Below are 20,812 nucleotides of genomic sequence, written 5' to 3'. Positions count from 1 at the left end.
AACTATTAACGTTTTAGTTCCTTCTTTAAATCTTTAAGTTGTTGTTTTTTATCTTGTAGGGTGTTTATACTTTCCTGTTGTGCAGCAATTGTTAATGGTCTGGCTCCTACTGCAGCTGTAAAGTTACCAAGTACATTTATCTCATTACTTGTCTTATCTCTTGCTAGTGAAATAGCAACAGCACTAGCTAAGATTGATAGTTCTTCTGGACTTGAAGACTCTATAATAGACATTTTTCTCCCCCCTTTATTATATTAAATGCAAGTTAATCTGTTTTTGCTTATTTTTTATGGGGAAAGTGAAAAAAATTATTTGTAAGGTTCATTAATCATGAATTTACGATATTTGAACAATCCAAGAAGATTGTGAACTAATTCCTTACGTCAGAGGAGTAAGCGATTCACTTACTTGTAGCTGACTACCTCGACCCCTTCACTCCCAACTACTTTACATAGCTTCCCTATATCTTCCTGTGATGGAGTTTTAAACTGTCTTGGCGGTTTTTCTAATCCTAAGGCTTCATATTTACTATCACCAAAGGAATGATATGGTAGCAGCTCTAATTTAGGAGCATCTATATTATCTTTAACAAATTTAGCAGTTTTTCTAATATTCTCTATATCTGAATTCACTCCATCGATTATCGGTATTCGAACTACTACAGGTACTTTTAATTCATTAAGTCTACATATATTTTTTAATATCTTCTCGTTACTAACTCCTGTATAAAGCCTATGTTTATTATCATCCATATGCTTTATATCTACAAATATTAAATTCATTTTTTTCAATATGTCCTTAATCTCATCAAAATTAAAGTAACCTGATGTCTCAATGGCTAAATCTACAGCTTGGTCATAAAGTTTGTATACAAGTTCTCTCAGCATATCTGTCTGCAGTGTTGCTTCGCCTCCTGAAAAAGTAACACCTCCGCCTGAATGCCTGTAAAATATTTTTTGCTTTTCAATTATTTTTAATATTTGTTCACTGCTATAATGATAAACTAAATTTTTTCTGCTATTTGTCGGACATTCCTTTACGCAAAACCCACAGGCTTTGCATTTTTTCTGTTCAAGGTTATTGTTTAAGTTTATTCCCACTCCATGGGGACATGCTTTTACACACCTTTCACATTTTATGCATGTCTTTTCATAGTGTGCAATCTTGTTACAATTTGTGTAACTTTCTGGATTGGAACACCATTGACATCTAAGGTGACAGCCAGCAAAGAAAATTATTGTTCTTATTCCTTCTCCATCATTTACAGAAAAATTTTGTGGTTCCATAAAGTATCCACTTATACTGTCCATATTAATTCCCCCTACTCAAAAAATTTTTTAACGGACTGACGCTTGGAGACGTAGTCCGGGGTTTAAGTTAACTTTCAAACTGCAACCCTATAATTTTAATAATTTTCATGAGCTGTTCTTGCAATTATTGCATCCTGCATTGATCTTGATAAATTAACAAACTGTGTACTATACCCTGCAACTCTAACTAATAAATCCTTGTAATCTTCAGGATTTTCTTGTGCCTTACGTAGTGTTTCAGTAGATATTGTATTAAATTGAACATGGAAGGCTCCTAAAGAAAAGAAGGATTGAACCATAGAACCTAAGTTACTCTGCCCTCGTTTTGTATTTACTAAATCTTCATTTAATCTTAGATTTAATAAAGTTCCACCAGAATGTACATCCTGATTAAGCTTTGCCGCTGAACGCATAGCTGCAAGTGGTGTAGAAGTATCAGACCCAGCAAAAGGTGATACCCCTTCTGATAATGGTTCCTTGGATTTTCTACCACAAGGAGTTGCTCCAACAACTTTTCCTGTTGGAAGATAGTTAGAAATTCCCATAAAGGCAGTGTTAAAGTTGTTGCCATTAATATCTTTATATTTATGCCCTTCTTTGTAATAATGATTTGCCATTTTAATAGCAATATCATCTACATAGTCAATGTCATTTCCATACTTAGGTACAGATAGAGCCAGCCTTCTTAACTCTTCATAACCCTCCCAATTTGTATCAAGGGCCTTCACTAAGGTTTCCATTGTTGTAACCTTATCTTCAAAAACAAGTTTCTTTATTACAGCTAATGAATTAGATGTAACAGCAAGGCCAATTCCGGTAAGCACAGGACCTAGATTATACTTAGCACCAGCATCAACTAGATCTTTTCCTTTTATCATACACTCTTCTATGCATGAGGATAAAAATGGTCTTGGAACCATCTCCTTATGGAGTTTTTGTGCTACTAAAGTGGCTATAATTGAGTGTTCAATTAAATTATCAAACTGTTTATAGAAAGCTTCTTCAACTTCTTCATAGGATGTAAAGTTTACTGGATCTTTTTCGTCCAACCCTATTTCTTCACCAGTAATCCTGCTTTTGCCTTTATTTAATGCAAATTCTAAAGCTGCAGTAAAATTAATGTTTACTGCTGAAGTCCATTCACCAGTCTTGCGAAAATGAGGCACTACACAACCACAGTTATTCCAGTCCCTAGCATCCTCTGGTTCGTAACCTGCATTTATAAGCATTTGATAACCTGCATTATCATTATGAATTGCCGGAAATCCAGTGCCTTTACTTACTAGATGAGTAACTTCCTCTAAAAAGCTGCTTGGACAATCTTGATGAACTCTAACACTTAGTCCTGGTTGATGGGTTTTTACTCTTTCAGTAGCTTTTAAACACATATATGAAAGATCATTTGTAGCATCCTTACCTTCTCTTGTCTTTCCGCCAACTGTGAGGTTTTGGAATTGATTGTAACCGGCAAAGAACTCAGCAGTATTGGCAGAAATTGTCCAAACCCACTCAGACAACTTTATCCAAAGTGCCTCGATAAGCTCTTGAATTTGATCCTTTGTCATTATTTCTTTATCCATATCAGCTTTATAATATGGATGCATGAACTGGTCAAATCTTCCGATATTTAGTGCCAAAGGATTCTCAGATATTATTCCACCAATTTGAGTAAACCAAAGGAATTGAATAGCTTCGTAAAAAGTTGTAGGAGGATTCTCTGGTACTTTACTACATATTTCAGCTATTTTTAAGAGTTCATCTTTTCTTACAACATTATTTTCTATTTCAGCCATTTCTTTAGCTTTCTCAGAATATCTATTTGCAAGAGTAATAATTCCTTCTGAGGTGATTATAATTGAATTGTAAAAGTCTTTCTTTTTCATATCTTCTGCTGAAGTAAGAGAAAGCCTTGACATATGCTCTTTTGCCTCTTTAATAATTCCACCAAAGCCTTTTTTAAATAAAACATCTTGATAGTCTGGTGTTATTTCACCAACAGCTTGCCTCCATTTTGAATCATTATCAACTATACCAGTATCAACAGCAACTTTTGCAGTCTCTTTAGATAATTGGGCTAAAAATGCCTCCTCTAAAGATTTTCCATTCCAATAAGGAAATATATTTTCCCTAACAAATGCTCTTTGTTCATCTGTCATAACATATGGATCTTGGACTCTTTTATCAAAGTTATCCATTTCTCTGTCTACCCATGTCCATGAGAACTCAGGAGTTAAAATACCACATTTTCTAAATTCGCCAATAGCACCGACAATCAGCTCTCCTTCAAAAATTGTAACCTGAATTTGCTCACAAGTGTCCTTAAAAGCCTTAGCTCTTCTAATAGCAACTGATTCCCCTTCTGTTTTCTTGTGGGACTCTGTCCAAATTCTTGCCCTCTCATAAGAAATTGCTGGCTTTGCATTGATATAATTCTGTCTTGCGGATTCGATTCTTTCTGTAATCATAATTATCTCCTTTCATCTTCACATATTTATCTTATAACATATTTTATGCGTTATAACGTACAAGATTTTTAAAATTAATCCAGAGTATCTCTTTATAGGGAAACTAGCTAGAAAGTTAGCTTATACAAATGTATATGTTAACTGACCGCCTAGAAACCCCATAATACTCTAGATCAATTTTAATATTTAATTACATTTTGAAATATGACTTCAGTATCATAGGGATTACTATAAATATGACTCTTATTTGGTTTGAATCTTAATGCTGCTGGAGCCGCAAGTTCAAAAGTTTGATCTTCCAATGTGAGCTTTAGTGTACCTTTTGTTACCACAATATATTCTTCTACTGAACTTTGATGTGGCGTAGAAGCATGTTCAGCACCTGGAAGTAGTTTAATATAAAAGTATTCAAATCCTGACATTGGATTAAAAGGAAATACATCATATAATAGCATTTTCCCATCTGACTCATATACCGGTTTTATGTCATCTATTGATACCGCTTCGTAATTATTCGCTTCACTTCCTAATAACTCAGAAAATGAAATACGCAAACCGGTAGAAATTTTCCATAACACCGATATTGTAGGATTTGATTCGCCTCTTTCGATTTGACCTAGCATTGCTTTACTTACTTCAGTTATATTAGATGTTTCTTCTAAAGTCAATTCTCTTTCAAATCGCACTCTTTTCAAAACAGAACCTATATTATATGTTGGATCCTTCAATTTAGATCAACCTTTCTTAATGTTGTCATTTTTTATTACGAGTATATTATAACATATATTATACACTATAACATACAAAATTCAAAAATTTTTATTCTGTTAATTCAAATTGCTGACAAAATATGTTTGCCAGTAGTTTAGTTAATTACTATAATAGTTATTATTAGTTCTAAATACAAAAGAAAGGCAGGAAAAATATGATTAAAGTTCAATCATTGACTAAAACATTTAAGGAAGTTTCAGCTGTAAATAATATTAGCTTTGAAGTTAATAACGGCGAAATAGTAGGACTGCTTGGAGAAAATGGAGCCGGAAAAACAACTACACTTAGAATGCTTGCAACTATGCTCAAGCCTACATCAGGAACAGCTTTAATAAACAATTATGATGTAAATAAAGACCCTGAAATGGTGAGAGGAGAAATAGGAATACTTTTCGGTGGAGAAGTTGGGCTTTACGATAGATTGACCGGAAGAGAAAATATAAAATATTTTGCCGAACTTAATGGAATGTCAAAAGAAGAGACAGAAAAAAGTATAGAATATTTAGCAGAAAATCTTGAGATGAAGGAATATTTAGATAGAAGAGTGGGTAAATTTTCAAGAGGGATGAAACAAAAAATTTCTATAGCTAGGTCCATAGTACATAATCCATCAGTAGTATTGTTTGATGAGCCAACATCAGGCTTGGATGTTACTGCAGCTAGAATAGTACAGGATTTTATAAAAAAATGTAAATTAGATAACAAAGCTGTTATATTTTCAAGCCACAGTATGGCTGAAGTGGAAAAACTCTGCGATAGAATTATAATAATTCATAAAGGAAAAATTATAGAAACAGGAACTATAGAAAGTCTAAAATCTAAATACAATAATAATGACATGGAAGAAATATTCATGAAGTTAGTAGGTGATAAAAATGAAAAATAATATTATAGCTGTAGTATTAAAAAAAGAACTTTTAGATTTGTTTAGAGACAAAAAGACAATAATAATGAGCATATTAATCCCTATGCTTATTCTCCCTATATTTTCATTCGTTATTGGAAAGGCCACAAGCAACAGCTATAAAAATGTAGAAAATAATTTGAGAATAACTATAGTTGATAAAGGCAATAGCAATTTTACAGAATTTCTAAAAGCACAAAAGAATATAAAAATAGTTAGTTCTAATAATATAAAACAGGATGTAAAAGATGGTAAAATCTTAGCAGGAATAACTATACCAGAAGGTTTCGATGAGACCATAAGTAAGGATATGAGTGAAAATATTACACTAACTTATGATAACTCCAGCAGTGATGGTATGCGGGCTGTTGAAATATTAGATTCTTACATAACTAAATATTCAAAATATATAGTTTCAAATAGATTAGAAAAAAGAAATATAGATTCAAAAATATTGACACCAATAAACGTTATAGAAGATACTATAGCCAAAAAGGAAAGCGGTGCCGGAATGTTAATGCTTAATATTATGATACCTTTGTTATTGATAATAGGAAGCGTTAGTAGTACAGTGGCACCATCTTTGGAGTTAGGCGTAGCTGAAAAAGAAAGAGGTACTTTAGAACCACTCTTAACTACTAAAGCAAGCAGAATGTCTTTACTTTGGGGTAAATTTCTTGCAATTACTATAATGGGAATGATAGTATCATTAGCGTATTTAGTCGGATTGCTTATTACTATGAACCAACCTAATGGAATATTTCAAAACGCAAAGGACATTAACATTGGAATAGGAACTATCCTTTTAATATTGATTTTACCTATAATGCTAACAATGGTTTTTGGAGCCTTAGGTCTATCTATAAGCATTTATGCAAAATCTTCAAAGGAAGCTCAAACCTACTTAAGTCCTGTTACAATAATAGCTATGATATTAGTTTATGCCACAATGATGAAGGATGGTAAAAGTATAGAAACTTATTATTTTAGTATACCTTTAGCTAATGTTTCTTGTTTAACAAAAGAGTTTTTAGTGGGTATACATAATACAACACATATAGCTATAACCTTTGGATGGATGATAGTATATATAGTTGCTGCAGTTTTATTTTCGAGATACATGTTTAGTAAAGAAAATGTTATTTTTAGAGCATAATGTGAATTTTCTTTCAGATGCCTTAACATAAATTTAATATTCTACATATGTTATATTAAAGTATCCTGTGATATACTAGTCCAGTATGAAATCATTATAGAGGGTGGTAATATGCAAAAAATTGACTATAAAAAACTTGCGCTGGACTTAGTATTTTTAATAACTGGATGCATACTTTGCGCATTTTCAACTACTTCAATTTTAAAACCAGCTGGTTTAATCACTGGAGGAATTACTGGTATATCAATCATAACGGACAAGTTAATACACATAAGGTATACCTACATTTACTATGCGCTATCAATATTGGTGCTTACTATCGCATGGATGACTCTTGGAAAAAGAGAAGGATTTAAAATAATGACTGTATCTCTATTTTTTCCAATAATTCTAATTATCTTTGATAAGTTGCATATTTCTTTTATACACAATGACTTAATGCTAGCCTCAGTTTACTACGGAATAATAAGTGGACTAGGTTGTGGACTTATACTAAAAAGAGGATTTTCTTTTGGTGGAACTGACACCTTAGCAAAAATCTTTCATTATAAATTTTTCCCTTTTATTGGTATTAGTGAGATTTTACTTGGTATTGATGGTGCAATAATTATATCTTCAGCCATTATTTATGGTATGAATATAGCCTTGTATGCAGTTATCTCTCAAATAATACTTATGAAAGCAATAGATACAGTCCTTTTTGGATTTGGCTCTAAAAAGGTCCAAATAGAAATAATAAGTGAAAAATATGAGGAGATAACAGATTATATACTTCATAAAATAAAAAGAGGGGTTAGTACCTATCAAATTAAGGGTGGCTATATGAATCTGAACCGAACTAAGTTGGTTACAATTTGCTCCCCACGTGAATCTATGTTAATTAAAAGATTTATAGCCCACAAGGATGCAGATGCCTTTGTAAATGTTATTCCTGTTATATCTGTTTGGGGCAAGGGTTCTGGCTTTGATAGTCTTATTGATGATGTTTAAAATTCCTTTCTTTTTCACAATACTCTTATATTAAAAAAAGCAGATATAAGAATCATTTAATTCTTATACCTGCTTTTTATTGAGATATTTTCTACACTTAGTAAATATTTAAGCAAACAAATTACTTCAGACTTTAATAAAAATTTTACTCTATTGCGTTTTAAACTTTCATTATCCAATTTTATAAATTATTCTTTCACCATACCCTACTACAACATTTATATATCCCTGAAGCATCTTGTCTATTTCAGAGTTACCAGTATCCACTAGAAATTCCTGACCTCCCAGTGAGTATATTTTTTGTTTTACTGCTACTACAATTATATTTTCTTTACCTGACTTTTCTATTACCCTAGGACTAATTTGCTGATTACCCCTTCCAAATATATATCCCTGTCCACCAATTGGAGTAACAATAATTTTAAAAGGCTTATCAGTGATTATGTTTAAGATTTGTTCTTCCGTTGCATCAAGCTGAATAACTTTTTTATTATAGATAACATCTATACCAAGCAATGTATATGGAAGATTGAGTTTTTTCATAATTGGAACTGTTGTACTGCCTGGGCCAATTAAATAATAAACATCCTCCTGCATATTATCTATTATATCTACAGCAATGGCCTCCTTTGATACTTCCTCATTTAAAATAGCTCCACATTTAAGCCCCTGTAAAAATTTTTTACTTGAAGGTACCTTCAAATATCCGAAAAGTTTTGCGGTAACTATCCCCTGTCTAAAAGCTTCTTCGTCAATATCCATTACCTCTACATCCTGTACTTTTCGAATTTTATTTTGTAGATATTGTAGTGCTAACTCACCGGACTTAGATGGTGTAGCTCCGTATACTGCAGAATGCATCTTAACTCCAGTTGGAATTCCTATAGCTACAAGATTGGTTCCTACTGCCTTATAAATATCTCTTGCAGTTCCATCACCACCTGCAAATAATAGCAAATCCACATTTTCCTCAAGCAATTTTTTAGCAGCACTAATAGTATCCTCTCGGGTTGTTTTATCAGAAAATATATTACCTATTAGTTTCACTTTAAAACCCAGCTCTTCTGCTTCAACTCCACCCATTTCACCTGAAAGAGTTAAAATTTCAATCTCATCCTTGAGTATTAATAATTCCTTTAATGCCTTTGTTGCCTTTTCTGGAGCCTCGGGGACAGCTCCAAGCCTTAGGGCCTTTTCAACAATTTCTGACTCATCTGTTCCTTTAAGGCCAACTCTTCCACCCATTCCTGCGATTGGATTTATAATTAATCCTACTTTTTTCATAGCACTCATCCTAACTACTAATAATTTTCTGTCTTCTTCAAATACATTCTCCAGGTTGGCACCCATTTTTCAGGGTCCTCAAATTCTGAATCATCTATTTTATGGACAACACTATTATGTGGAGCATTTTTAAGGATTTCTGGCTCCTCATAGGCTTCCCTTGAAATCTCAGTTAATACATTAATATATTCATCAAGATCTTCTTTTGAATATGATTCTGTAGGCTCAAGAGTAAATGGTTGTGGCACAATGTATGGATGATGACTAGTCCAATAGTGCAGTCCAAAATCAAACATTCTATTTTGGACATTTTCTGTTGTGATACCAGTATCCTCTGTAAGTTTTTCCCAACTGTATCTAACCTGTTCAATTCTTTGCTTTCCTTCAATAAATGGAGCACTTGCACCTTTGATTTGAAGAACCTTTTTAAATAAATAGTTGTTATTAAGCACCGCAATCTTTGCAACCTCATATAGTCCTTCAGCACCAAGACTCATAATCCATGAATATGCTTTTAAAACTACCTGTGGCACTCCATAAAATGCTCTTACCTTACCGATGCTATTTGGTAAGTTATAGTTTAAGAAATAGCTGTCATCTTTTAAATCCACTAATGGAACAGGTAAAAACTGCTCAAATTCCTTTGTCACTCCAACTGCTCCACAAGCTGGGCCGCCACAGCCATGTGGACTTGAGAAAGTCTTGTGTAAATTAAAGAAACACATGTCAAAACCTGCTTCTTTTGCTCTTGTTACACCTAATAATCCATTAGCATTAGCTTGATCATAGCAGCATACTCCGCCGGCTTCATGTACTAGCCTTGTAAATTCCTTTATTTTATGATTATATACTCCTGTATCTTCAGGGTTTGCAACTATAAGTCCTGCTGTTCTATCTGAAATTGCATGTTTTAGTGCTTCTATATCTGGATATCCATCCTTATCAGGATAGATTGTTATTATTTTATATCCTTTTAAAGCTGCCGCTGCTGCATCTGATGGATGTGAGAAGATTGTTGTTATAACTTCATCTCTTTTATTATCTTCACCAGTAAAAATATGCTTAGCCTTTATAATTGATGCCATAGTCATAATTGCTTGGCTTCCACCACCTGGCTGGAATGAAAATCTCCCCATACCAGAAATTTCTCTCATCATATGATCTAGTTTATACATTATTTCAAGAGTCCCCTGAACTGTGCTCTCCTCCTGCAGAGGATGAAGTTCTGTAACCTTTGACATTCTAGCTAATTGTTCATTTACTTTAGGACTGTACTTCATAGTACAAGTTCCCTGGCCTATTTCCACATTAAGATCTGCTCCAAGTGTTTCCTGTGATAATCTAAGATAATGCCTTAAAACTCTTACCTGTGAGATTTCAGGTAAGTTTACTGAGTCCTCTCTTTTCATGCTTTCAGGAATTTTTGATACACCATCTCCAATTGAAGACACTATTTCTTTCTCTGCTTTTGGTATAAGTACTCCTCTTTCGCCGCTCTTGCTAAGCTCAAATATTACTGGCTCATCCCATTTTGCCTGATGAAACTTTCTTAGTGTATTGCTTCTATCAATTCTTTTCATTACAATACTCCCTTCCTAAAAATATAACTACTATTCTTCAACAATTTCCTTTATAGCACCTACAAGTCTGTCTATATCTCTCTTTGAATGAATCTCAGTTACACAATATAAAGCAGCTTGACCTAGCCCTGGGAATTTTTTAGAAAGATCTAAACCTCCAAATATTCCTTTATTAAGAAGCCTATTATTTATTTCTTTAACTGTTTTTCCAGTTTTATTAAAATCAACAACAAATTCTTTGAAAGATACTGAAGTAAATAATGACCCTGTTACATTTTTAATATTATTTAATTCTTTTATTGTATATTGGGATTTCTGCATTATTGTCTGTCCTAATTCTTCCATTCCTTTAGGTCCCATTAAAGATAGATAAACACCTGCAGTTATACCCAAACTAGCTGTTTGTGTGCCTACGTATTCCTTTCCACCTTCTCTTAATGCAAAGGAAGTTCTTTCATAGGCAACATCACCAAAACCATATTCTCCTGGAACTATTGTTGGAGCCATACCAAATAAACGGGAAGGAAACTCCATTACGTATTTTTCTTCATCTCTGGTTGCAATGAATCCTGATTGGCCACCACCATAGTTCATATGAATTCCAAGTGGCTGCAAGTCTCCACATACTATATCCGCACCATATTTTCTAGGTGGCTGGAGAATTCCAAGGGAACTTGGATCAACACCAACAATACTAATTGCTCCAGCTTCATGTGCTTTTCTTGATATTTCCGCTCCTGCATCTTCTATAAATCCTAAGAAAGATGGATTTTCAAAATAAACAGCAGCAGTATTTTGTGATAACTTATTTTCAAGATCAGTTAAATTTATCTGTCCTGTTTTAGAATCAAAATCCACAAGTATGCATTTAATTTGTGGTGCACAATAATTTTTTATAATAAGTAATTTATCTGCATCAATTGTTCCAGCAACTAAAACTTCATTTCTTCCTGTTATTCTAAATGCCATTCTAATAGAAGTTGCAGCCGCTTGTGCCCAATCAAAAGTAGGAACATTTACAACATCCATATCAACAAGCTCAGCTACAAGACTTTGATATTCAAAAAGTGTTTGGAATCTGCCATGATCTTCGTAAGGTTCACCACCATATGCAGTTAAAAACTCAGCTCTTGAATTAATTTCGTCGCACACCGCTGGCACAAAATGCTGCCAACAACCAGCACCTAAAAAATTCAAATTTTCATTACAGGTTTTATTTTTTCCGATTATACCCTCAACATGTCTTTTTAACTCATATTCTGAAGGATAACACTCAGGCAGTTCCATATTACCTTTTAATTTCAATTCCTCTGGTATTTCATCATGAAGATCTTCAAGATTTTCAAGACCAATTTCTCTTAACATTTCCTTTTGAACTTCTACACTTGAATTAGGAATATAAGGATGATTTTTATATCCTTTAATAGGCATATCTTTTTACCCCCTATCTAAATTTCATTATCTATGCAAGGCCACCGCCATCAACTACAAGAGCAGCTCCTGTAATCCATGTAGAGAGATCACTAGCAAAAAACAACACTGCATTAGCTATATCCTTTGGAGTTCCAAGTCTTTCAAGTGGTCTTCCTGCAGCTGATAATTTCAAGAATTCTTCATCATCAATGCCAAGCTGACGTCCTTCATCTCTTAATAGCGGCGTATTAGTATCGCCAGGATTAATGCTATTTACTCTTATATTTTGCTTTCCATGGTCTATTGCCATTGCTCTAGTTAAATTAACAATTCCACCCTTTGCAGCACAATAAGCAGCAGCATCATCTCCACCTTTTAATCCCCAGCCTGAACCAGTATTTATAATACTTCCACCGCCGCCTTCAGCCATTACTGGAATTACATATTTTGACATTAAGTAGGCACCCTTTAAAGTAACATCAACTACAAAGTCCCACTCTGACTCTTCAAGATCAACTACAGTCTTTCTTTTTGTTACTCCTGCATTATTAAATAGAATATCAATTCTTCCATACTTATCCTTAATAATATTTACAGTTCTTTCACAATCTTCTCTTGATACAACATTATTTTTTATAAAAAAAGCTTGCCCTCCATTTTTAATTATTTCTTCCTCTGATTTTTTCCCAAGTTCTTCGTTAATATCAAGAATAGCAACCTTTGCTCCGTATTCAGCTAAAAGTTCACAAGTTGCACGACCGATTCCTGATGCTCCTCCTGTTACCACTGCAACTTTTCCTTCCAATGAAAGTACATCTTTATCTCTAAACATAGTAAAACCCCCCATTATTTTTATTGTGATGCTAATATCCTTATGAATATAAAATTCTCATCTCTATTTTATATTCATCATAAAGAAGAATTATTTTATAAATAATTTAAACTAGTCCTATAGATATCCAACTTCGATAATTGACTTAATCAAGGTGTTCATAGGGGTACATCTGACAGTACATTTAATGATTTTATGTTAGCTCTTGGCGAAGCTGCTTTAGAACATCTACAATCTTAAATACTGTTTGAGCACAGCGAGTTTATTTAAGATTGTTGAGGTTCTTAGCAGCAAGCCTTAGAGATAACTAAAATTATTAACAGTACAGAAGAGGTACTCCTATGAATACCGCTAATAAGTCAAACACCCAAGTTGGATATCTATGTATAACTCTAAAGCAAAATTTGTGCCAAACATTTCCAATGATATTATCAATACTGATTCAATTTACATTTTACTTTTTTGCCATATTTGGCATTACAAGTGACAACTATAAGCAAAGCTAAAATAAAAACTGACTTATATGTATAGGTGTTCAACGAACACTCACTTACATACAAGTCAGTTAAAACATTCTATATAGAGCTACTAAGTCAACTTTCTAGTTAGTTTCTCTATATTTATTTGGATTCCCTATTTGTCTCGTCCATTGAGAAATTTACTTCCATTAAAGGCACTACCTTTGTTTTCCTGACAATCTTATATCCTATCCAAGCTAAAATGAATATTGGTACACCTATATAGTTAAATATAACACTTACCCAGTCGATCTTATCACCTGTAAAAGCACTTAAATTCATACCGCAAATTACTAATACTGTGAGTACTCCTGCTACTATCGGTCCAAAAGGATACCACTTAGCCTTAAACTTAAGATCCTCAAGCTTTCCGCCTTGTGCAATATATGCCTTTCTAAATCTATAATGACAGGCTGAAATTCCAATCCAGGTTATAAAACCAGCTACACCAGTTACTGAAACTAGAAATGTGTATATAGTTCCGTCACCTACAAAGGATGAAAAAAAGCAAAGCGTACCTACAAGTGTTGTGAACATTAGTGCATATACTGGAACTCCTTTAGCACTTACTTTTGTAAACATCTTAGGAGCCTTACCGTTTTTAGCCATAGAATATAGGATTCTAGTTGAAGCATACAGTCCTGAGTTGCCTGCTGATAAAACAGAAGTAAGAATTACTGCGTTCATGAGAGATGCTGCAAAAGCTATTCCTGTCTTTTGGAATACCAGTGTAAATGGAGAAATAGCAACATCTTGAATGGCACCACTCTTTAATAGGTTAGGCTCTGTCCATGGGATTAAAAAGCCTATCACTATAATAGCACCTATATAGAATAATAATATTCGCCAAAATACGTTTTTTATAGCCTTTGGAACATTTACTTCTGGATTTTCAGACTCTCCCGTTGCAATACCAACAAGTTCAGTTCCCTGGAAAGAAAATCCCGCTGTAAAAAATGCTATACATATAGCTGCTGCACCACCTATAAAAGGACCGGTATTGCCTTTGCCATCTGAAACCACCCAATTTGAGAACCCAGGAGATGTACCTCCTAGAATACCTACTATCATAAGTACGCCTACTGCAAGGAATATAATTACCGTTGCAACCTTTATGCCTGCAAACCAGTATTCTGCCTCACCGAAGGACCTTGCTGAAAGAACATTAAGTGTAAATAAAATTGCTAAGAACAGAATACTCCAATACAAACCTGGGATATTAGGAAACCAAAATTTCATAATTAGTGCACTGGCAGCCAACTCTGCTGCTACTGTTGTAGACCAACTAATCCAGTAGTTCCAACCAAGGGCGAAACCAAGGGCTGGATCTATAAATTTTGTAGCATAAGTTTCGAAAGAACCTGAACTTGGAATAAGTGTTGCCATCTCTCCAAGAGATTGCATCATAAAATACACAAGCATACCCATGACAGCAAATGCAAGTAGTGCGCCACCTGGTCCAGCTGAGCTTACAGCATTACCACAAGCAAGAAAAAGCCCTGTTCCAATTGCACCTCCAATTGCAATCATGTTAAGATGTCTTGCTTGTAAACTACGACGAAGTTCCCCATCCCTTTTCTCAGTATTCCTTATCTGTAGACTACTATGATGCTTATTACTTGGTCCTTCAATATTGCTCATTTTTTTCCCCCTTATCTTTATTAATTATTTTAATCGTTTGCGTAATTGTGCAAACGTTGGTTTACCTAACTTTGAATTCTTAGTAAATACAGAACTTTATCTTAATTACATTTTTTGTTATAATATATAATAAATTCCGTATAAGTTAATTTATATATATGATGTAAATAGCAAAATTCATGCCAAATAAATTCTAATTTTTTTTACTAATTTATAATTCAATTAAAATGTTGTTTGCGATACTCTTGCCATTTTTGTCATAGACTCTGCCAAAGTTTTGATTTTTAGGAGGGGTTTTATGGATTTACTCAAAAAGGTTAAACCGACTATAGAAAAATTGCTTAACCTTCTTTCTACTTCCCTTAATATTGAATCAGCAATTATTGATGATGACTTTAATCTAATAATATCTACAAAAAATTATTTAAAATATAAAGGCCTTGAAGTTCATAGTCCATCTATCAAAAAAGTTTTTTCAAATGGACGTACTTTAGTGAACAAACCTGGCCACATGCTTGAGTGTAATGGTTGTAGATTTGACAATAAATGTCCATCTACAATTGAGATTTTAAATACAATAAAATATAAAGATAACCCTATAGGAGTCCTTTGCCTAACTTCCTTTACCAAAGAAGGCCGAATGAAATTAACTGATAATATCAATATTTATATTGATATCATAAATGAAGTTTCTGATTTGATAGAAAGCCTTTTTATAAATGATTACCAATACAGGTCCTTTGATTATACAAATTCACTATTGAATTCCACAGTAGACATACCTAGTGATACAGAATCTAACGATCACCTAAATAAAATAAAAGGAATAAGTAATGATATACAAAAGCTTAAAGAAAGAGTTAGTAAGATAGCTAATAGTTCATCTACGGTTCTAATAACAGGAGAAACAGGCACAGGAAAAGAACTATTTGCAAAAGCAATTCATTACACAAGCAAACGGGCAAATTCTTCTTTTATATCGATTAATTGTGCAAGCATCCCTGAAAACTTATTTGAAAGCGAACTATTTGGCTATGATGAAGGAGCTTTTACAGGGGCAAGAAAAGGTGGAAAACCTGGTCGATTTGAATTGGCACAGGGAGGTACAATCTTCCTAGACGAAATAGGTGAAATGCCTTTATATACACAGGCTAAATTATTAAGAGTACTGCAGGATTATACAATTTACCGTGTAGGTGGAATACGTCCAATTAATATAGATGTTAGAGTAATAGCTGCTACTAATCAAAATATTGAGGATATGATTAGTGAAAAAGAATTTAGAGCTGATTTATATTACAGGATAAATGTAATTCCTTTTAATATTTGCCCTCTTCGTTATAGAAAAAATGATATTGAACTATTGTCAATCTACTTTCTAGAAAAATATAACAAAAAACTAGACAAGAACATTAAAGGCTTCTCCTCTAAAACTCTTGACTTTCTCAAAGCTTACGATTGGCCAGGCAATGTCAGAGAACTTGAGAACGTCATTGAATATGCAGTAAATGTTGAGAAAAATAATATTATTGCTCCAATCAGCCTTACAGAAAAAATTATTATGAATTCTAATACTAACAATTTAAATATAAAGCCTAAAATAAAAAATGTTGAGTTTCAAATTATAAAAAATACTTTAGATAAATATGGATGGGATACTAGTGGCAAAACCTTAGCAGCAAAAGAACTAGGCATTGGTCTTAGAACCTTATACAGAAAAGTGAGTTTATATGATATACAAAATAAATAAAAATGTGATTTATTCAGTTAAACCCCCTCCTACTTTCGTGTTTTAGCTTTATGAAAAAATGCTCTTTTTAAAACTATGGCTCTGTTTAAGAATAATGTTGATAATATAAGACTTTTTAAAAGAACTTCAAAGGGAGTTCCTTTAGTTCGTGCTTAGCCTCATTTAAGCAACTTGTACGTATAGATTTTATCTCAAATTATATCCGTTCTATGGAACTCTCTGATTTTAACTTGGGAGGCCTGGTCTACCGAATTTGCAAAGAGGATACTTTTGCTTTTTTAGGTTTTGATATATTTCCTGCGAAATCTATTGCTCTTACTTCATAACTAAGCTCTTTAAATTTATCTTTTAAGGGTACCTTATCTATATAACTCATTACAAGTCCTTCCTTTTTCCCTTCTTTTCCTTTGAATATTCTATCTACATTAGTAGAAAAAATTAATTTTTTATCTCTATAAACTTCATATCCATATATCCCAATGTTATCACGGGCAGGGTACCAAGAAATTAAAAATTTATTTTCCCCCACCTCTCTAACTTTAACTTTCTTTGGGGGTGTTGGTTTACAATTTTCTAACCGCCCACTTTTAACATATTTTAAATAAGTTTCATGGAAACCTTTATCAATATTATTAGGACTATAGTAATGACAATATGCAAAAGTTATAATGTTATCTACATATGGTTTTTCAATTTCCATCTGTCTTATAAATCGATTGAGAGGAGCACTAGACCAATTTAAATGATTATAGGTTTCTGTATTAGCCCAAAATAATAACCCTGTTTTAGTATCTACAGCCTTTCTTAATTCTGCAAACCAGTGATCTACTTCATCTATTTTTAGTCCCCCGCCGCCAACGGAGTCTTGTGGACAAAATATGTCCCCTTTTTCTAAATCTGTATGCTGAAATAAATAGGCCCAGTTTTTTGCATATTCTTCAGCACTTCCATAAATAGAATTCATAAAAGGTGATAACATCAACGGTAATCGATGATTTTTTTCTTTTAAATGTTTTAAATTAATATCAATTGCTTTAGCTAATACAGAAAAATCATCCTTTGTTTTAAAATTTAAATTATCTACCTCATATACCCAATACCATCCGTAAAAAGCATTAGGATATTTGTAATAGTATTTAGTATATAATTCGTCAGCTATCACGTTTCCTCTTTCCATTTGAGCATAAAGCCATACAGGATCTCTAGGTCCTTTTTCCCACCAAGCCTTATTAAAATTAATGCCTAAAAAAATCTTAATACCGGTTTTCTCTGCATTTCTAAGACACATGTCAACAATATCTACACCTGGATATTCCATTTGTCCCCCAGAAATTTGGGTTGGGTAGATAGTTTTGGTTAAATGATCTTCGGTAATAGAAGTGTTCATAATAACGTAATGCATTTTGGCTTCTTTTAAATAATTAAATTCACTTTGCCATTTTGAATCATTCCACTTTTCCACCATATCATCTTGAATAAATGATCCATCTGCTATAGGGTATTTTTTATTAGAATTCTTAGTCTTACATAGGTTTAATATTATCAACTTATTAGCCATTCTACTAAAGACATCTTTTAAAATTCCCATAATATCTTTTAATCTCTTTCAAAAATTGATGTTAACTCTTATTTTAAGCTAGTAATTTCATTAAAAGATCTGATACTACTTAAATATGCGTGACAGGTTTTAATTATTAATATTATATTTATGTATTAACGTAAAAAACACCAAGTATAAAAAACTTAGTGCTTTCTTTATATACCTTTCTTTCCGTCAGTGAATTATTATAGAATGTCAATCTGAAAAAGAAGTATGATTTTATTTAAACAATCTATTATTTTGTGTAGGTTGTAACTTTACTTGCCAAAAACTTAGCATACTCAAAAATACTAATAGCCTGAAAAGGTATTTTTTTCGGATCATGTCCTTTTGGCGATGAAAGCTTATCCGGCCTTGTATTGGCTTCTATAAACCATATATCTCCATATATATCTACTGCCATATCCATACCAATTTCTCCAAAGGATCCGAATTCCTTCTCATAATAATAAAGAACTTTCTTAGTTGCATTTATAAGTTCTTCTTTATCAGGAATGCTTCTCTTGGAAAATGGGCTGCTAAGGTAAGGGTATGCCTTTTCATATTTTTCCCAAGCTGCTCCCAAGCTGTTATTTGTAATTGTATAGGTCTTTTTGGCAATTCTGCAGTGGAGATGTGAAGCCTTCCACTTTCCCTGTCTATCCTTAAGCATTAATACACGAATATCCATATTACGCCCATTATATTTTAATAGCCTGATTCCTTGCTGTACCACAAACTGTCTTTCTTTACCAAACTTTTCTACAAACTTTTCTACAAACATTTTTACATCTTCTATTTCTTTTAGTATAATTTCTTTTAAACCATGTTCGTTGAAGTTAAGTTTATATTTTTTATCAATTTGTTCTATAGATAATACTTGTTTTCCTAGACTTCCATTAGAGGCCTTAACAAAAATAAATTCATATTCGTTTAACATGGACAAAACGTCACTAAAACTTCTATAAATAGTTGTCTTAGGTAAATAAATATTCACATCCAGATATTTTGATAAGCATTCATAAACTTTCCATTTGCTCAAATATCTTGGGCTATTTATAAAATGAACATTATTCGCTCTAAACTGCTGTTTCATATACTTCACATAGGGTTTTTGATCTTCATTAAAATTCACTCCTCTATCATATATAACATCTGGCATTGGGAACCAATCGCATCTCCACTTATTCAAGTTCTGAACAAAAGTGTATCCCTTTATCTTTCCTTCATCCCAGTTTATCTCTTCAATAGAATAGAAATATGATAGACAGTTTGCTTTATTGCCTGCCTCAGCATGTTTTTGTGTAAAAAAAGAGGGCTTTCCATTTTTAATGGTTGTTGTGAATTTAGGATTTACAAAGACCCCTACCACAGGTCCAAGATAAATATCATCTCCATTTTTCCAGATATTCAATGTAATGCCCTCAAAAAGCAGTAATTTTTTAAACACTGAATTTGAAAAATACATACATTTATTGTGTTCTTCCTTTGGCATTATATAGGAGTATTCATAACTTTGTCCAAGATGAAGTTTATATAGGATTTTTTTAGATAATTTAAAAAGGGCAAAAATGTCATTTGGCATATAGCAAATATTTGAATCTACATTCTCTGATAATTTCTTAATTTGAACCTCCAAAGCAATCCCTCCTAACATATTTTTATATTATTAGGTGAACTATTGAAACGTAAAGTATATTAAAAGCAAAATGCTACTTATTCAAAACTTTACTTAAAAACAATCTGGTTCTTTCCTTGTTAGGATTCTTAAAAGTATAATTTTATTTAAACAATCTATTATTTTGTGTAGATTGTAACATTACTTGTCAAAAACTTAGCATATTCAAAAATATTGACAGCCTCAGCAAGAATTTCTTGATGATCGCATAATCTTGGTATTGGAAGTTTATCCGGCCTTGTATTGGCTTCTATAAACCATATATCTCCATATATATCTACTGCCATATCCATACCGATTTCTCCAAAGGATCCGAATTCCTTTTCATAGTTTATCCAATCTGCTCCCAAGCTCCAATTGGTAATTGTATAGATTTTTGGGGCAATTCTGCAGTGGTGCTGTATAGCCTCTCACTTTCCCTGTCTATTCTTAATCAATAACGGTTACAGTATGATCACTGAGTTCACAACATATGTTAAGGCATTCTTGACCTTGGCAATTCCTATAAACATTTCTCCTTAACTAGACTTTTTAGAGGTTGTTTTTTCTCAGTACATACTATGTTTGACCTTGAAAATGTGCTACAGAATTATAACGCCAACCATATAATAAAGGCAAGTGCATTGCACTTGCCTTTTAGGGGGAACAATATGCTAATAGCTCTCATTAAAGCTGAGGCTACTATTAGGAAGTAGATAGGAAACATTGCTCCAACTATTTTGCCAAAATATTTCCCTAGAATAGTAATACTATACTGCACAAAATTTTCACCTGGAAACCGGATTCCCATATAAGTGTAAAGTAAATCTACTAACACATCCAAAAACCATGCAATAATTACCGATAGCCATGCATCCCTTCCTGCGTGAAAAGTAAGAAGTCCTGGTATTTGTAAAGTAGAAAAAGAGGTGATTATACTAAAAAGCATCCCTAAAATCTTC

The 20,812-nt window shown here is 32.9% G+C and carries 17 protein-coding genes; 4 read left to right on the top strand and 13 right to left on the bottom strand.

Annotated features, from left to right (window positions below):
- Positions 1 to 5: 5 nt before the first annotated feature.
- The 4 genes from RCG18_RS19995 to RCG18_RS19980 all read right to left on the bottom strand — a co-directional run bounded on the left by RCG18_RS19995 (position 6) and on the right by RCG18_RS19980 (position 4,503).
- On the bottom strand, positions 6 to 233 hold the full coding sequence (locus RCG18_RS19995; protein ID WP_308037784.1) for a hypothetical protein: 228 nt from the start codon (positions 231 to 233) through the stop codon (positions 6 to 8).
- Positions 234 to 404: 171 nt separating this feature from the next.
- Positions 405 to 1,310 (bottom strand): glycyl-radical enzyme activating protein, encoded by a 906-nt coding sequence (locus RCG18_RS19990; protein WP_308037783.1) that lies wholly within the window; start codon positions 1,308 to 1,310, stop codon positions 405 to 407.
- Positions 1,311 to 1,405: 95 nt separating this feature from the next.
- Positions 1,406 to 3,775 (bottom strand): formate C-acetyltransferase/glycerol dehydratase family glycyl radical enzyme, encoded by a 2,370-nt coding sequence (locus tag RCG18_RS19985; protein ID WP_308037782.1) that lies wholly within the window; start codon positions 3,773 to 3,775, stop codon positions 1,406 to 1,408.
- A 179-nt stretch (positions 3,776 to 3,954) separates the two neighbouring features.
- Positions 3,955 to 4,503, bottom strand: coding sequence for an XRE family transcriptional regulator (locus RCG18_RS19980; RefSeq protein ID WP_308037781.1), 549 nt, complete (start codon positions 4,501 to 4,503; stop codon positions 3,955 to 3,957).
- Positions 4,504 to 4,700: 197 nt separating this feature from the next.
- On the opposite strand from RCG18_RS19980, the gene RCG18_RS19975 reads away from it, so the two are divergent.
- The 3 genes from RCG18_RS19975 to RCG18_RS19965 all read left to right on the top strand — a co-directional run bounded on the left by RCG18_RS19975 (position 4,701) and on the right by RCG18_RS19965 (position 7,596).
- Positions 4,701 to 5,432, top strand: coding sequence for an ATP-binding cassette domain-containing protein (locus RCG18_RS19975; protein WP_308037780.1), 732 nt, complete (start codon positions 4,701 to 4,703; stop codon positions 5,430 to 5,432).
- Entirely contained in the window at positions 5,422 to 6,606 is a 1,185-nt protein-coding gene (locus tag RCG18_RS19970) for an ABC transporter permease (protein WP_308037779.1), read from the top strand. The genes RCG18_RS19975 and RCG18_RS19970 overlap by 11 nt, the downstream gene beginning before the upstream one ends.
- A 111-nt stretch (positions 6,607 to 6,717) precedes the next feature.
- Positions 6,718 to 7,596 (top strand): YitT family protein, encoded by an 879-nt coding sequence (locus RCG18_RS19965; protein WP_308037778.1) that lies wholly within the window; start codon positions 6,718 to 6,720, stop codon positions 7,594 to 7,596.
- A 171-nt stretch (positions 7,597 to 7,767) separates the two neighbouring features.
- On the opposite strand, the gene RCG18_RS19960 is transcribed toward RCG18_RS19965, so the two are convergent.
- The 5 genes from RCG18_RS19960 to RCG18_RS19940 form a co-directional block, all read right to left on the bottom strand.
- Positions 7,768 to 8,880: an ATP-NAD kinase family protein gene (locus RCG18_RS19960; protein WP_308037777.1), complete on the bottom strand. Its 1,113-nt coding sequence runs from the start codon at positions 8,878 to 8,880 to the stop codon at positions 7,768 to 7,770.
- 17 nt (positions 8,881 to 8,897) lie between these two features.
- The gene (gene gcvPB / locus RCG18_RS19955) at positions 8,898 to 10,460 is read right to left on the bottom strand and encodes an aminomethyl-transferring glycine dehydrogenase subunit GcvPB (protein WP_308037776.1); all 1,563 of its coding nucleotides are present in this window, start codon (positions 10,458 to 10,460) and stop codon (positions 8,898 to 8,900) included.
- Positions 10,461 to 10,490: 30 nt separating this feature from the next.
- Positions 10,491 to 11,891, bottom strand: a complete 1,401-nt coding sequence (gene gcvPA, locus RCG18_RS19950; RefSeq protein ID WP_308037775.1) for an aminomethyl-transferring glycine dehydrogenase subunit GcvPA — start codon at positions 11,889 to 11,891, stop codon at positions 10,491 to 10,493.
- A 31-nt stretch (positions 11,892 to 11,922) separates the two neighbouring features.
- Positions 11,923 to 12,705 carry a glucose 1-dehydrogenase gene (locus tag RCG18_RS19945; protein WP_308037774.1) on the bottom strand — a complete coding sequence of 261 codons (783 nt, stop codon included), beginning with the start codon at positions 12,703 to 12,705 and terminating at the stop codon, positions 11,923 to 11,925.
- Positions 12,706 to 13,325: 620 nt separating this feature from the next.
- On the bottom strand, positions 13,326 to 14,816 hold the full coding sequence (locus tag RCG18_RS19940) for an amino acid permease (protein ID WP_308042063.1): 1,491 nt from the start codon (positions 14,814 to 14,816) through the stop codon (positions 13,326 to 13,328).
- Positions 14,817 to 15,162: 346 nt separating this feature from the next.
- Here RCG18_RS19940 and RCG18_RS19935 point away from each other — a divergent pair, with 346 nt between their 5' ends.
- Complete coding sequence (locus RCG18_RS19935; protein ID WP_308037773.1) at positions 15,163 to 16,614, top strand: sigma 54-interacting transcriptional regulator; 1,452 nt, start codon at positions 15,163 to 15,165, stop codon at positions 16,612 to 16,614.
- Positions 16,615 to 16,858: 244 nt separating this feature from the next.
- On the opposite strand, the gene RCG18_RS19930 is transcribed toward RCG18_RS19935, so the two are convergent.
- The 4 genes from RCG18_RS19930 to RCG18_RS19915 form a co-directional block, all read right to left on the bottom strand.
- Complete coding sequence (locus RCG18_RS19930) at positions 16,859 to 18,202, bottom strand: DUF4434 domain-containing protein (protein ID WP_308037772.1); 1,344 nt, start codon at positions 18,200 to 18,202, stop codon at positions 16,859 to 16,861.
- Between the two features lie 247 nt (positions 18,203 to 18,449).
- Positions 18,450 to 19,832 (bottom strand): YheC/YheD family protein, encoded by a 1,383-nt coding sequence (locus RCG18_RS19925; protein WP_308037771.1) that lies wholly within the window; start codon positions 19,830 to 19,832, stop codon positions 18,450 to 18,452.
- Positions 19,833 to 19,990: 158 nt separating this feature from the next.
- Positions 19,991 to 20,221: a YheC/YheD family protein gene (locus RCG18_RS19920; protein ID WP_308037770.1), complete on the bottom strand. Its 231-nt coding sequence runs from the start codon at positions 20,219 to 20,221 to the stop codon at positions 19,991 to 19,993.
- Between the two features lie 239 nt (positions 20,222 to 20,460).
- The gene (locus RCG18_RS19915; protein ID WP_308037769.1) at positions 20,461 to 20,799 is read right to left on the bottom strand and encodes a GerAB/ArcD/ProY family transporter; all 339 of its coding nucleotides are present in this window, start codon (positions 20,797 to 20,799) and stop codon (positions 20,461 to 20,463) included.
- Between the last annotated feature and the right edge of the window lie 13 nt (positions 20,800 to 20,812).

It is taken from the genome of Clostridium sp. OS1-26 (assembly GCF_030915445.1).
GTDB lineage: Bacteria > Bacillota > Clostridia > Clostridiales > Clostridiaceae > Clostridium_AM.
This window is presented reverse-complemented; position numbering and strand designations above follow the sequence as displayed.

Coding starts and splice junctions, on each gene's coding strand:
- gcvPA (WP_308037775.1), bottom strand. CDS start 11,891: ATGCCTATTAAAGGATATAAAAATCATCCTTATATTCCTAATTCAAGT.
- RCG18_RS19995 (WP_308037784.1), bottom strand. CDS start 233: ATGTCTATTATAGAGTCTTCAAGTCCAGAAGAACTATCAATCTTAGCT.
- RCG18_RS19985 (WP_308037782.1), bottom strand. CDS start 3,775: ATGATTACAGAAAGAATCGAATCCGCAAGACAGAATTATATCAATGCA.
- RCG18_RS19945 (WP_308037774.1), bottom strand. CDS start 12,705: ATGTTTAGAGATAAAGATGTACTTTCATTGGAAGGAAAAGTTGCAGTG.
- gcvPB (WP_308037776.1), bottom strand. CDS start 10,460: ATGAAAAGAATTGATAGAAGCAATACACTAAGAAAGTTTCATCAGGCA.
- RCG18_RS19935 (WP_308037773.1), top strand. CDS start 15,163: ATGGATTTACTCAAAAAGGTTAAACCGACTATAGAAAAATTGCTTAAC.
- RCG18_RS19990 (WP_308037783.1), bottom strand. CDS start 1,310: ATGGACAGTATAAGTGGATACTTTATGGAACCACAAAATTTTTCTGTA.
- RCG18_RS19970 (WP_308037779.1), top strand. CDS start 5,422: ATGAAAAATAATATTATAGCTGTAGTATTAAAAAAAGAACTTTTAGAT.
- RCG18_RS19960 (WP_308037777.1), bottom strand. CDS start 8,880: ATGAAAAAAGTAGGATTAATTATAAATCCAATCGCAGGAATGGGTGGA.
- RCG18_RS19915 (WP_308037769.1), bottom strand. CDS start 20,799: ATGCTTTTTAGTATAATCACCTCTTTTTCTACTTTACAAATACCAGGA.
- RCG18_RS19965 (WP_308037778.1), top strand. CDS start 6,718: ATGCAAAAAATTGACTATAAAAAACTTGCGCTGGACTTAGTATTTTTA.
- RCG18_RS19930 (WP_308037772.1), bottom strand. CDS start 18,202: ATGGGAATTTTAAAAGATGTCTTTAGTAGAATGGCTAATAAGTTGATA.
- RCG18_RS19975 (WP_308037780.1), top strand. CDS start 4,701: ATGATTAAAGTTCAATCATTGACTAAAACATTTAAGGAAGTTTCAGCT.